This is a genomic window from Campylobacter showae (assembly GCF_900573985.1).
GTDB lineage: Bacteria > Campylobacterota > Campylobacteria > Campylobacterales > Campylobacteraceae > Campylobacter_A > Campylobacter_A showae_E.
This window is the reverse complement of sequence record NZ_UWOK01000001.1, coordinates 1,238,743-1,251,058: the sequence shown is the minus strand read 5'-3', so window position 1 is coordinate 1,251,058 and position 12,316 is coordinate 1,238,743. Positions and strand designations below refer to the sequence as shown.

12 protein-coding genes are annotated in these 12,316 nt (G+C 47.5%); 4 read left to right on the top strand and 8 right to left on the bottom strand.

What is annotated here, in order from left to right; translation table 11 throughout:
• Positions 1 to 98: 98 nt before the first annotated feature.
• The 6 genes from EE116_RS06260 to EE116_RS13300 are packed head-to-tail and all read right to left on the bottom strand — an operon-like array spanning position 99 to position 5,897.
• Positions 99 to 728 carry a tetratricopeptide repeat protein gene (locus tag EE116_RS06260; RefSeq protein WP_122873700.1) on the bottom strand — a complete coding sequence of 210 codons (630 nt, stop codon included), beginning with the start codon at positions 726 to 728 and terminating at the stop codon, positions 99 to 101.
• 9 nt (positions 729 to 737) lie between these two features.
• Positions 738 to 1,385 carry a tetratricopeptide repeat protein gene (locus EE116_RS06255; protein ID WP_122873699.1) on the bottom strand — a complete coding sequence of 216 codons (648 nt, stop codon included), beginning with the start codon at positions 1,383 to 1,385 and terminating at the stop codon, positions 738 to 740.
• Between the two features lie 9 nt (positions 1,386 to 1,394).
• The gene (locus EE116_RS06250; RefSeq protein ID WP_122873698.1) at positions 1,395 to 2,027 is read right to left on the bottom strand and encodes a tetratricopeptide repeat protein; all 633 of its coding nucleotides are present in this window, start codon (positions 2,025 to 2,027) and stop codon (positions 1,395 to 1,397) included.
• A 52-nt stretch (positions 2,028 to 2,079) separates the two neighbouring features.
• Complete coding sequence (locus EE116_RS06245) at positions 2,080 to 2,679, bottom strand: NUDIX domain-containing protein (protein ID WP_122873697.1); 600 nt, start codon at positions 2,677 to 2,679, stop codon at positions 2,080 to 2,082.
• Positions 2,664 to 4,037, bottom strand: coding sequence for a magnesium transporter (gene mgtE / locus EE116_RS06240; protein WP_122874449.1), 1,374 nt, complete (start codon positions 4,035 to 4,037; stop codon positions 2,664 to 2,666). Before mgtE ends, EE116_RS06245 begins: the two co-directional genes overlap by 16 nt.
• Positions 4,038 to 4,040: 3 nt before the next feature.
• Positions 4,041 to 5,897, bottom strand: a complete 1,857-nt coding sequence (locus EE116_RS13300) for a peptidoglycan DD-metalloendopeptidase family protein (RefSeq protein ID WP_163028038.1) — start codon at positions 5,895 to 5,897, stop codon at positions 4,041 to 4,043.
• A gap of 114 nt (positions 5,898 to 6,011) precedes the next feature.
• On the opposite strand from EE116_RS13300, the gene EE116_RS06225 reads away from it, so the two are divergent.
• From EE116_RS06225 to EE116_RS06210, 4 genes are all read left to right on the top strand, one after another.
• Positions 6,012 to 6,728: a plasminogen-binding N-terminal domain-containing protein gene (locus EE116_RS06225; RefSeq protein ID WP_122873694.1), complete on the top strand. Its 717-nt coding sequence runs from the start codon at positions 6,012 to 6,014 to the stop codon at positions 6,726 to 6,728.
• Positions 6,728 to 8,110: an FAD-linked oxidase C-terminal domain-containing protein gene (locus EE116_RS06220; protein WP_122873693.1), complete on the top strand. Its 1,383-nt coding sequence runs from the start codon at positions 6,728 to 6,730 to the stop codon at positions 8,108 to 8,110. The genes EE116_RS06225 and EE116_RS06220 overlap by 1 nt, the downstream gene beginning before the upstream one ends.
• 191 nt (positions 8,111 to 8,301) lie before the next feature.
• Positions 8,302 to 8,694: a hypothetical protein gene (locus EE116_RS06215; RefSeq protein WP_163028037.1), complete on the top strand. Its 393-nt coding sequence runs from the start codon at positions 8,302 to 8,304 to the stop codon at positions 8,692 to 8,694.
• Between the two features lie 9 nt (positions 8,695 to 8,703).
• Positions 8,704 to 9,534 carry a YihY family inner membrane protein gene (locus tag EE116_RS06210; protein WP_122873691.1) on the top strand — a complete coding sequence of 277 codons (831 nt, stop codon included), beginning with the start codon at positions 8,704 to 8,706 and terminating at the stop codon, positions 9,532 to 9,534.
• Here EE116_RS06210 and EE116_RS06205 read toward each other — a convergent pair.
• Together EE116_RS06205 and EE116_RS06200 are read right to left on the bottom strand one after the other, a co-directional pair.
• A complete protein-coding gene (locus tag EE116_RS06205; RefSeq protein ID WP_122873690.1) occupies positions 9,531 to 10,805 on the bottom strand; it encodes a ComEC/Rec2 family competence protein in 1,275 nt (424 codons plus the stop codon). The genes EE116_RS06210 and EE116_RS06205 overlap by 4 nt on opposite strands.
• Before the next feature lie 23 nt (positions 10,806 to 10,828).
• Entirely contained in the window at positions 10,829 to 12,238 is a 1,410-nt protein-coding gene (locus EE116_RS06200) for a replicative DNA helicase (RefSeq protein WP_122873689.1), read from the bottom strand.
• Positions 12,239 to 12,316 lie beyond the last annotated feature (78 nt).

The window sequence follows — 12,316 nt, the reverse complement described above, 5'->3', positions numbered from 1 at the left end:
AAACGCTTGCCTAAAAATTAAAACAGCGGCTAGTTAAATTTGCCGCCAAATTTAAGCCCCGCTCGTCAGGCAAGCAAAATGGAGCGAGGCGCGAAATCTTATTTCGCCTTCTTGACGAGTTCTCTAAATTTAACGCAGCCTTCCGTATATCCGTAGTCGCAAGCGGTCCCGTAGATATCCATCGCTTTTTTCATGTCATTTTCGCTCTTTTCGTATCCTTGCGCGAGCATATAGCAGCCTTGCGAATCCTTGTGGTCGCAGGCTAGCGAGTAATATTTGCGGACTTTTTGCGGATCTTTTTCGCCGCCGTATTCGCCGCTATGATGAGCAGCCGCCCTATAGCACGCCTCGCCGACTCCGCCCTCGCAGGCTTTTTCATAAAGCGCCGCCGCCTTTTCGTAGTCTACCTGAGAGATTTGCCACAGTATGGTCCCCTCGTACACCGCGGCTACGGCCGTGCAGCCGTCCATATCGCCCATATCGCAGGCCTTTTTATATAGCGCAAAGATCTTTTCGCCGCTGTCATCGTCGCTATATGAGAGCCCCTGCTCGCCCAAAAACGCCGCCATATAGCAGCCGGCGGCATTTTTATCGTCGTTGCAAGATTTTTCAAACAGTCGTGCGCCGTTTTCGAAGTCCGATTTTTTTAGATAAATTTTCGTGGCTTGTTCAAAGTTCCCGCCAAAAGCCGCCGCCGCTAAGATCGCGGCTAAAATAATCTTTCTCAACGCATCCTCCTATTTGCTAAATTTTTTAGATTTGGCGCAGCCGCGGCCAAGGCCGTTTTCGCAAGCAAGGCCGTAATATTTCGCCGCCTCGGCGCTATTTTTAGGCGTTCCGTCGCCTGATTCGTAGATATCGGCCGCGTTGTAGCAGCCCTCGGCCTCTCTTGCTTCGCAGGCTAGTTTATAGTATTTTAGCGCATCGGCGAATTTCGAGGCGTTGTCGTGCTTCTTAGCTATCTTTAGGCAAGCCTCCCCGTCTTTGCTCTCGCATGCTTTTTCATAAAATTCAGCTGATTTTTCCGTATCGTCTGGCTCTACGACAAAATTATCGTTTGACGGCGTAGAGTCGTAAAAATCGCCCGCCGCCGAGCAAGCTTTAGCGTAGCCAAGACTGCAAGCGCTTTTATAAAGCTCAAAAACTTCGCTGTTTATTTGCGCATACTCGTCATCGTCTTTTAGGTCGTATGTTTGATAGGCTTTTAGCTGCGCGGCTATGTAGCAAGCGACGGCGTTTTTATCCTCGCGGCACGATTTTTCGTAGAGTTTGGGCACGTTTTTATCGCCCATATCTTGCAGGTATTTTTTAGTAGCGATTTCAAAATTCGTCTGCGCGGCCGCCAATCCGGCTAAAATCAAAACGAGATAAATTTTCTTAAACATAGCGGCTCCTTATTTTTTGTTTTTGTAAAGTTTTCTAAAATCGGCGCAAGATCCCCTAGAGCCGTAGTCGCAAGCTAACCCGTAAAAATCCATCGCCTTCGTCTCGTCTTTTTTTACGCCCTCGCCCCTTTCGTACATATCAGCTATCGCGTGGCAGCCGCTCGCGTCCTCGTACTTGCACGCGGTTTCGTAAAATTTAGACGCTTTGGCTAAATTTTGCTCCACGCCCCTGCCTTCGTCGTAGTATCCGGCCACTCTCGCGCACGCGGCGCCTACTTTGCCCTCGCAAGCTTTTTCGTGAAATTTCATCGCCTTTTTATAGTCGGTTTCTTGTCCGGCCTGTCCGTTTTCGTAGATGTCGCCCAGAGATTTGCATCCGTCCATATCGCCCGCATCGCAAGCCTTTGAAAACTGCTCGAAGCCTTTTGCCTCGCTAGAGTTTTGCGAATAGGCATTCATGTTTATAAAGCCCGCGGCATAGCAGCCTACTATGTTTTTCTCCTCGTAGCAAGACTTCTCAAAGAGCTTTAAGGCGTTGTCGTAGTTGTTTTGAGCTAGCTCCGCACTCGCCTCCTCGAAAGCAGGCACGGCGGCAAAGGCAGCGGACGCCAAAAAAGCGACGCAAACAATTTTCTTTAGCATTTGTTTTCCTTAAATTTGATTATTTTTCGTGAAATCTAAAATTTGACGCAAACTATCTGCCCATTCTATCAAAAAACCACATAAAAGCAAACATCAGCCCCGTGGCCTTGGTTTTGGTTTCGTCGAACATAAACTCGCGCGCCCGCTCAAGTGGCACGTAAACAGGCTCGATATTTTCGCCGTCTATGCCGCCGCCCTCGCCGATCTTCATCGCGTCGTTTATCACGGCAAAAAACATCGTTTGCTTCGCTCCGCCAAACCCCAGCGCGCCGCGAGTGGATGTTATGCGCTCGACCTTGCTCACGGCAAAGCCCGTCTCCTCGGCGATCTCCTCGATGACGGTCTGCTCCTCGCTCTTGCCTTTATCCATCAGACCCGCGCAAAGCTCGTACGTATAGCCCTCGTCGCCCTTTTGCGTCAAATTTAGTTCGCGTCCGTCTTGCAGGTTAAACCAAACGGCGGGGCGAAACTGCTTAACCAGCAAAAACGCGTCCTTGTCCTCGTGATAAAGCAGTACCGAGACGCTATCGTGGGCCTTGATACACTCCCATCTGACGGACTTTTCGCACAGATCAAAGGAAATTTGATACGGCTTTACGTAGCGCGGGGAGGTTAAATTTTCTATCTTGATATTTTTTACAGAAGTATCCATTTTGCCAGTCCTAAAAAGCTAAAAAAGCCGACCGTATCGGTAACGGTGGTAAGCAGTACGGCGGAGCCTACGGCGGGATCGATGTCAAATTTCTTTAAGCTTAGCGGTATCAAAGTACCGAAAAATCCTGCGAAAAACAAATTTATCAGCATCGAAGCGCCGATAACGACGCCAAGCATCGGGCGGTTAAACCATAAAGAAGCGATAACGCCCATCAAAAACGCAAAGGTTAGTCCGTTTATAAGCGCGATACCAACCTCGCGTTTTAGCGCATTTGCAGCGTTTTTAAACTCGATTTCTCCCAGAGTTAGTCGGCGCACGGTAACCGTAAGCGCCTGCGTGCCGGTGTTTCCGCCCATGGATGCTACGATTGGCATCAGTACCGCGAGCGCTACGTAGCTGGCTATCGTCTCGTCAAAAAGCCCGATGATCGAGGAGCTAATAAGTGCGGTAAATAAATTTATAAGCAGCCAAACGGCGCGCGCGCGAGTGGCCTTAATCAGGCTCGTATCCTCTTCCTCAGCCTCGTCGTCGACGCCGGCTAGGTTATAAATTTGCTCCGTGGCGCTTTCTTTTATAAAGTCGTGGATATCGTCGGTGGTGATACGACCTAGCAAATAGCCCTTGCTATCTACGACTGCGATCGAGTTCATATCGTAGTTTTCGACCGTTTCTACGACCGTCTCGATAGGCTCGTTATCTACGGCTACGTTGGGCTTATACTTATCCTCTTCGCTCTTTGCGATGATCTCTCTTAAGGTTTGGTTAAAGTCAAATAGTATCAGATCCTCAAGCGGCACCGCATGGAGCAAAACGCCCTTTTTATCGGTGATAAAAAGCTGCGAGACGTTTTCTAGTTTGCCCTCTTCTTTCTCGCGCCTTAGCCGCTCTACCGCCGTTTTTAGCTGCTCGTCGATATGCGCACTAAAAAGCTCCGTCTGCATAAACGCGCCCGCCTCGCCCTCGTCGTAGCTGCGGATACGTAAAATCTCCTCCTGGTCGTCCTTATCCAGACCGTCAAAGAGCTCCTTGGCTTTTTGTTCGTCGATCTCCTCGATATACTCCAAAAGCTCGGCGGCGTCGTCGCTCTCTAGCTCCTCGATCGCCTCGATGATTTTGTCGCTGGGTATCTGCTCGATCACGTCCTTTAACATGTGATCGGGCATCTCCATCGCTACGTCGCCCAGGATCTCGGGGTCGAGCTTTTCGAGATATTCGCCAAAGAGCTCCTCATCGTGCTTTTTAAGCGTTTTTAGGTGCTGGGCGAGGTCGGCGGGGCTTAGCTCCTTATCGATCGTCTCGTTTAGGTGCGAGTCTAGCAGTTCTTTGGCTTCGTTTAATTGCTCGTTTTCTTCCATCATTTACTTCTTTTTGTCGCTTGACTCGGCGGTTTTATCTTTTGATTTGGTCTTTTTGTCGGCGGCGTCTTTTTGCTTTCTAGACTTATCTTTGCTGGCGTTTACGTCCTTTTTCTTTTTGGACTCGGTTTTGGTTTCTTTATTTGTTTTATCCTTTTTCTTATCCGTCTGTTTTGGTTTGTCTTTATTTTTAGCGGACGAATTTGACTCTGACTTTTTCGCCTCTTTGCTTGATTTTTTTGGCTCGGCTTTGCTTGTCGCCTTGCTTGCGGCTTTTGCGGAGGTCAAATTTGACTCTGGTTTTGCAGATTTTGCCGCGGCTAAATTTGCCGTCTCGTTCGCGTCCGTTTTGGTTCCAGAGGAGTTGCTTTCTGCTTTGGGCTGCTCCGTTAAATTTGACTCGGACTTGGTTAAATTTGAGTCCGTCAAATTTGCATCATCGGCGCTGCTTGCAAGCTCGCTCGTCAAATTTGCTTCGATTTTGGTTGCATTGTCTTCCTTGTTGTTACCCTTTATCTCTTTTGTCAAATTTATATCGGTTTTTAAAGAGCCAATGTTAGTTAAATTTTCCTCTGCTCTTTTCGTCTCCGTAGTTAAATTTAAATCTCCGCTAGAAAAGGTAGAATTTGCATCCGTCATCGTCAAATTTACGTCTGTTTTTGGCTCGGTTATAGGATGCTCCCAGTCCATCGCCGCATCAAATTTCTGCTCTTTTTCAGGGATTTCATCCTTGTTGGCATACTCTTTTATCTTGTTTTCAAACTGTTTTATATATTTTTGAAATTTAGCGCTTTCATTTAAGGCAAATACGCTTTTAGCTACCTTTATCTCGGTCTCCGGGTTTATAGCGTTACCGTTTTTATAAACGCCGAAATGCAGGTGCGAACCCGTACTCATGCCCGTGTTTCCTACATATGCTATGAGCTGACCTTGTTTGACCTTAACGCCGCTTTTTATACTTTTAGCAAAGCCGCTAGTGTGCGCATATAGCGTCTCGTAACCGCTAGTGTGACCTAGTATTACTACCTTGCCGTAGCCGCTTTTAGTACCGACGAATTTAACCGTACCCTCGCCTGCGGCCTTTATAGGAGTGCCCTTAGGAGCGCCGTAGTCCACGCCTAGATGGGCCTTATAGCGCTTTAGTATCGGATGATAGCGCTTGGGCGTAAAAGGCGAGGTAATACGAGCGTTTGCGATCGGCCTAGTTAGCAAAAATTTATCGTTTTTCTTACCGCTTTTGTCGTAGTATTTGTTTTCATATTTATAAACAGTGTATTTTTTACCGCTGATTTCGATCGTCGCCCAGTATATCTCAGGAGAGCCAAACGTGCGTCCCAGTCTCATCTTTTGCGTATACTCCATCGCGAGCCTGTCGCCTTTTTTTAGCTTCGTAAACTCTTTAGCACCCACTTCGCTTCTCATAGCTAGATAAAATCCATGCGCCAGCGCCGCGCTACCCGTAGCTTCTAGTATATCTTGCGAAGGATTCGAGACGATCGGCATACTAAGTACGCGCCTATAAGTCTGATACGAAATCGATGAGAGCTGAAATTTAAATTTACCCTCTTCGTCTTTATAAATTTGCGCTTGAAGCTCTTCGTTTATGGGTATGAGAACTTGTTTTAATCCGCCGCTTTCGTCCCTTAAAATTTGATACGGAATACCTGCAGTTATCTCGCTCACAAACTTCTTATCGTCCGAATCCATATCGTAATAAAGAGAAAGCGGAATGGAATTTTTCTCCAAAAAAGTTAAAAACGTATCTCCGCTAGGCCAATTAAGCTCCTCGACGGTAGATTGTATAGGTGCGGCGGCGAATAAATTTACCGCCAGCAGTAAAGCTAATGAAAATTTCTTCATAAAATCCCTTGATTTAAAAGTCGTATTTTACTCGAAAATTACTTACATTTTGCAAAACTAAGCCAGTTTCAGATATAATGAGCGCTAAAATTTCAAACTTTCAGGAGATAAATTTTGAAAAAATTTCTTTTATTTTTAGCGGCGGCTTGCCTTAGCTTTGCGGCCGAGTTTTCGATGAGAGAGTATAAAACCCCGCTAATAAGCGTGGATGAGGGCGTAGGCACGATCATAGACGGCTCGGACATCGTCGTAGGCAGTAGCGGCGTCGTGATGCATAAATTTGAAGGCTCTCAAAGCTCTATCATAGCTCGCGCGGTTGTCACGCAAAAAGGCGGCGGCTTTGCGAAGGTGCGATTCGAGGTATTTGACACGCTAGCGCAAAAAGCCCTACCGATACCTGGCATAATGCCTAAAAGCGGCGACGAGATCATCCTAAACTACCTCTACAACCGCTCGCTCATCGTTGTACCAAACAAAGAAATTTACACCGAAGTAACGAATGCGTTTAAAGACATCACCTTTATCCACCCAGATATCGTGGGATCGTATCTAAGCTACGAGTATAAGCCAAACCCTAGCCGCGACGACTTTCGCAAAATGTGCTCCCAAAGCGCTGCCGGGCTTATTTTCATCGCTATGAACAATGAAGCGCTTTTTGCCGACTGCCAGAGTTTCGAGCCGCTAAAACGCTTCCAAAGTGGCGCGGTCAAGTACTACCAGCTGCCTTTCTACACTCGCGTCAAGGATATCGATACGGTATTTTGGAAATGGGGCTCGGAGCAAATCAGCGACTTTGACCGCCACTACAAAGCTCTTTTGAAAGAGAAATGATGCACGAAAAACACGCTAATTTTTTTGTAAATTTACTAGGCTCGGATAACGCCTACTTCGACGACGCGCACAGGATCGCATACTGCTACGATGCTACTAGAAAGCGCCATTTGCCTGACGGCGTGCTTTTCCCTAGAGACGAGCGCGACGTAAGCGAGATTTTAAAATACTGCAACGAAAATAAAATCATAATCGTGCCTAGGGGCGCTGGCAGCGGCTTTACGGGAGGTGCGCTAGCGCACGAGGGCGGCGTGGTGCTTGCATTTGAAAAGCACATGAACAAAATCCTAGAAATCGACATGCAAAACATGGTCGCAGTCGTGCAACCTGGCTGTATAAATATAAATTTGCAGCGCGAAGCCGAGAAGCTAGGTCTTTTCTATCCGCCAGATCCCGCCAGCCAGGAGTACTCGACGCTAGGCGGCAACGTCAGCGAAAACGCGGGCGGCATGCGCGCCGCAAAATACGGCATCACCAAAGACTACGTCATGGCGCTGCGAGCGGTGCTGCCTAACGGCGAGGTGATCAGAGCCGGCAAACGCACGATAAAAGACGTCGCCGGATACAATATCGCGGGCATTCTCATCGCCAGCGAGGGCACGCTAGCGGTAATAACCGAGATCACGCTAAAACTCATCGCAAAGCCTAAATTTAGAAAAACGGCGATGGGAATTTTCCCTAGCGTAAACGCTGCGATGAACGCCGTTTATAAGACGATGGCCGCAGGCGTGACGCCCGTAGCCATGGAGTTTTTAGACGCGCTTTGCATACGTGCGGTCGAGACTAAATTTAACAAAGGCCTACCGCAAGACGCGGGCGCGCTGCTCATCACCGACGTAGACGGCGACGTTTTAGACGGCCTAGAGCAGGATCTAGCCACGATAGAGCGAGTGTTTAGAGAAAACGGCGCTAGCGAATTTAGACGCGCCAAAGACGAGAGCGAGCGAAACGACATCTGGTTTGCCCGCCGCAACTGCTCGCAGGCGATAAATATCTACGGAAATTTAAAGCTAAACGAGGATATCACGGTGCCGCGCTCAAAGCTGCCCGAGCTGCTTGAGCGCATCGGCGGCGTCGCGGAAAGATACGGCGTACAGGTGCCGTGCTTTGGCCACACCGGCGATGGCAACGTGCACACCAACGTCATGGTCGTAGATAGAGCCGATCCGGTGCAGGTAGAGAGCGGCCACAAGGCGATCGAGGAAATTTTTAAGATCGCGGTGGAGCTTGGCGGCACGCTTAGCGGCGAACACGGCATAGGTATCAGCAAGGCTGAGTTTATGCCGCTTGCCTTTACGGACGCCGAGATGGAGCTTTTTAGAAGTATCAAAAAGGCATTTGATCCAAATAACATCCTAAACCCTTTTAAAATGGGGTTGTAAATTTGGCGCAAGGCGTAGCTGATTTTTTAAAAATAGTCCTTGACATCTTGGTAATTATTTTTATGGTTGTAGTGCTTTTTAGGAAAAATGACGAAATATCCTTTAAATACGTTGATTGTGAAGATTTATTTATACGCCCCGATCCGTTTTTAAAGATAATGTACTTTTTAATGTTCTCATGTTGCGGCACAATGTCGCTATTAGGCCGAGCAGCAGATGGAAATTTATTCGCCGACTACCATCTGCTGTTATTTCTTTACGATATGCTGTCGGTTTGCCTGTTGGCTTTCGCTTTTTATACCCTGATGCAAAAAGGCATAAGAGTTAAGCAAGACGGCATCTCAAAAGAGATAGGATTGTTTGGCTTTAAACGCGCCTATGAAGTTAAATTTGACGAAATGATTTATGATGTCGGAGTTGCCTTCAGGAACAATGAAAAAGTATTCAAAATAAAAAGCGAGAGCGGCGATACCAAATTTGGGTTTAGGCTATTGTATGCGAGAAAAGACATGGATGATTTAGAAAAAATGATACGAAAAAACGTCAAATTTAAAAACCTTAAACCCATAAGCAGTTACATTTAAGGACCCAAAATGAACCCGCAAAAATTTGAAAAGATAAAACAAACGCTTAAAATTTGGCTCACGGCGATGCTAAAGATCAAGGACAAGCAGCTGCTGCACTACGCATCAAGCCTGAGCTTTCATACGATGCTCTCCATCATCCCCGTGCTGCTCATCTCGCTTTCGCTCTTTACGCAGATGCCAAGCTTTAGCGTCTATTACGCCAAGATCAAGGAATTTATATTCGCCCAGCTACTACCGTCAAACCAAGACGCGATCTCAAACTACATCGAGACTTTTTTGCAAAACAGCTCGAGCCTTGGCATCCTCGGCCTTGGCGCGATTATCTTTACCTCGATCATGTTTTTTGCCGATTACGAATACGTCATCAACCGCATCATGCACACGAGTAGCCGCAAATTTTGGAACTCGCTGAGTGCTTATTGGACGCTCATTACGCTAGCTCCCTTAGGGCTTGGACTTAGTTTTTATCTCTCAAATTTATTTCAAGATATGCTAAACTCCAGCGCCTACACGAAGTGGATAAATTTTCTAAGCATTTTTCCCTACCTCATCATTTGGGCGATATTTTGCGTGACGTATCTCATCTCGATAAACCGCCAAATCGCCCTAAAAAACGCGCTTTTTAGCTCATTCGTCGCCTCGCTCATCTGGTATCTTGGCAAAAGTATCTTCGTCTTTTACGCCGCAAACAACAAAACCTATCTTAGCATCTACGGTTCGTTTTCGGTGGTGCTGCTCTTTTTCGTGTGGATTTACGTGTCGTGGATCATATTTCTCTACGGCGTGAAGCTGTGCGCGTATCTGGAAAAAGTAGGCGTCGAAGACAAAGAAGCTTAAAAAAGCGCGACAAAGCAGAGTAAATTTAGCGGCACGATAACGGCGGCTAAAATTTTGTTTTTGACGCTCGATAAACTCAGCGCGTTGTAAAGCAAAAACAGCCAAAACGGCACGCTCAAATTTACCCCCTTTGCGCGCCACGAGAGAAATTCTAGTAGGTATTCGTCAAGCGCGCCGCCAGCGCCAAACGCATGCAAAAGCGCGCTAATCGGATAAAACAAGCTAAAAAGCGGCGTGAGCGGCAAGACGGCTAGCTGCTGGGCGCTCACGAGCGGAAAAAAGTAAACCACTGGCAAAATCATCCCCGAAAATACCCAAAAATTTAGCAAGATAGCGTTTGTCAAATTTGAAAACCGCTCGCCAAAGTGCCGCAAATACAGATAAATATAAAACACACCCATACACGAAAAATAAAATCCTACGCTAAAAAGCAGGCTCGGCATCAGCGCCACGGCGGCGCAAATCACCGTAAAAAGCAGCTCAAAGCTAACGACGCGCACGTTTCTAGCGAGCAAAAATAGAGCCAGTAAGCTCATCAAAAACGCCCGCAAAAAGGACGGCACGAAGCCGATCAAGGCAAGATAACAAAACAAAACCGCAAAAATCGCGGCCGAGAGGTCAAATTTGGCGTTTCGATACGGAAAATACCGCGCCTGAAAATAGCGGTAAATCGGGCGCATGATAAAATATAACGCCACAAAAATCAGTCCCAAATGATAACCCGAGATCGCGATGAGGTGCGCAACGCCGTAGAAATTTACGTCTTGGCGCAGCTCCTTGCCCACGGGTGCAGCCAGAAACAGCGCCGTAAAAAGTTCGGTCATTTTCTCGTTTTCGTGTTGCGCGGCAATAAACTCAAAAATTTTATCGTAAATTCGCTCCTCGCTCGCGGCGTACCTAAGCTGCGTCACGCCGTAGCTAGGCATAAAAAACGAGCCGCTTAGGTACTCTTTAAATTTGACGTTTTTGTTTTCGGCGCCGATTAAAATTTGCTCGTTCGCTCCCGCGTCAAAGTCCGTTTGCGTCGTAGTGTAAAAGCTAAAATCATTCGTTTTTAGCTTTAAAACGCGGTAAATTTTGCCTTTTACGTTCGTTTTTTCGTAGTTTTGTAAAATTTTAGCTTGCAGGATAACGCCGTTTTGGGATTTAAATTCGCAAAATTTATAGTAGCTAAAGCCCAAATTTAGCGCAAAAACGAGCGCGCACGCAAGGCAAAATACATAAACCTCGCGCGCGTTTTCAAAGATAGATTTACGTTGCGGCTTTTGCAAAATTTAAGCTTAAAGGGCGCATTTTAGGCGTTTGGGTTAAACTCCGCCACGTGCGCGGCGCCAAAGCTCTTATCGACAAAGCGCGTAAATTCCTTCTGAAATATTACCTCCACCGTGCCGACCGGGCCGTTTCGGTTCTTGCCCACGATGATCTCGGCATCCTCTTCGATCTTGTTTGGGACGAATTTACGCACATACTCCTTGCCCTCGGCGTGCGCCTTTTTCTCGGCCTCCTTCTCCTCCTGCTCGCGGTAAACCTCGTCTCGGTACACGAAAAGTATCATGTCGGCGTCCTGCTCGATGGCGCCTGATTCGCGTAGGTCGCTTAGCATCGGGCGCTTGTTGGCGCGGGACTCTAGGCTACGGTTTAGCTGGCTAAGCGCGATGATAGGCATGTCTAGCTCGCGCGCTAGTAGCTTTAGTCCGCGCGAGATTTCGGCGATCTGTAGGTGGCGATCGGAGAAATTTGACGTCGCCATCATGAGGCCGATGTAGTCGATGACGCACAGCGTGATCTCGGGGTGAGCAGACTTGAGCTTGCGCATCTGCGTGCGGATCTGATGGATATTTACGTAGCCGCTATCGTAGACGAAAAGCTTGCGGCTAGCCATATCATCGCACGCGTCGCTTAGGCGCGACCACTCCTCGTCGTCCATTTTAGCAGTCATTATGTTTTGTAGCGGGATCGATGTTTTGGCGCTTAGCATACGCAGCATGATCTGCTCGGCCGGCATCTCAAGAGAGAAAAATACGACTCCGCCGCCGCGCATCAGCACGTGGTTCATCAAATTTAGGCAGATCGTGGTTTTTCCCATACCCGGGCGCGCTGCGATGATGATGAGATCGCCGTGTTTAAAGCCCTTCGTCATCTCGTTTAGCTGGCGAAATCCCGTGTCGATACCCACGATATCCTTATCCTCGAGCAGTTTTTGCTTTTCTAGGTGTGCGATGACGTCTGCGATGATGACAGCAGCGTCCTTTACGACACCCGCGCTCTGCCCGTCCACTAGCGAATAAAAACTCTGACTCAGCTCGTCCACCATATCGCGGCTAGGCTTGTCCTCGCTCACTTTGCTAGGTATCTGGTGCGCGATTTTGACGAGGCTTCGCTTGATCGATTTTTCTTTGATCTCGGCGGCGTATTTTTTCACATCCAGGATCGAGTTCGTGCCGATGATCTCGCTCATCACGTTCTCATCAAATTTACTTCCTAATTTGGTTTTTAAAAATCCCGTTTCTACGGGCAAATTTTCATTCAGACACTTTACCATCGCGTCGTAAACGTCGCCGTGAGCGCGCAGATAAAAGTCAAACGGGCTGATGATATCGAAAATCTCGCTTAGATTGTCCGCGCTATAGATGATGGACGCGAGGATCGCGCGCTCCATATCTAGATCATAGAGATTGTGCATATCGATGTTTTCTTTTGCCATTTTCGTATCCTTTAGTTTTGTTAAATTTGCCTGCGTTTGGGCGGATTTTATAAAATTTGAATTCAATTTTGACGCTTG

Bases quoted from the DNA above. Each gene is read 5' to 3' on its own strand.
- EE116_RS06255 (WP_122873699.1), bottom strand. From the start codon at position 1,385: ATGTTTAAGAAAATTTATCTCGTTTTGATTTTAGCCGGATTGGCGGCC.
- EE116_RS06250 (WP_122873698.1), bottom strand. From the start codon at position 2,027: ATGCTAAAGAAAATTGTTTGCGTCGCTTTTTTGGCGTCCGCTGCCTTT.
- EE116_RS06245 (WP_122873697.1), bottom strand. From the start codon at position 2,679: ATGGATACTTCTGTAAAAAATATCAAGATAGAAAATTTAACCTCCCCG.
- mgtE (WP_122874449.1), bottom strand. From the start codon at position 4,037: ATGGAAGAAAACGAGCAATTAAACGAAGCCAAAGAACTGCTAGACTCG.
- EE116_RS13300 (WP_163028038.1), bottom strand. From the start codon at position 5,897: ATGAAGAAATTTTCATTAGCTTTACTGCTGGCGGTAAATTTATTCGCC.
- EE116_RS06220 (WP_122873693.1), top strand. From the start codon at position 6,728: ATGCACGAAAAACACGCTAATTTTTTTGTAAATTTACTAGGCTCGGAT.
- EE116_RS06215 (WP_163028037.1), top strand. From the start codon at position 8,302: ATGTCGCTATTAGGCCGAGCAGCAGATGGAAATTTATTCGCCGACTAC.
- EE116_RS06210 (WP_122873691.1), top strand. From the start codon at position 8,704: ATGAACCCGCAAAAATTTGAAAAGATAAAACAAACGCTTAAAATTTGG.
- EE116_RS06200 (WP_122873689.1), bottom strand. From the start codon at position 12,238: ATGGCAAAAGAAAACATCGATATGCACAATCTCTATGATCTAGATATG.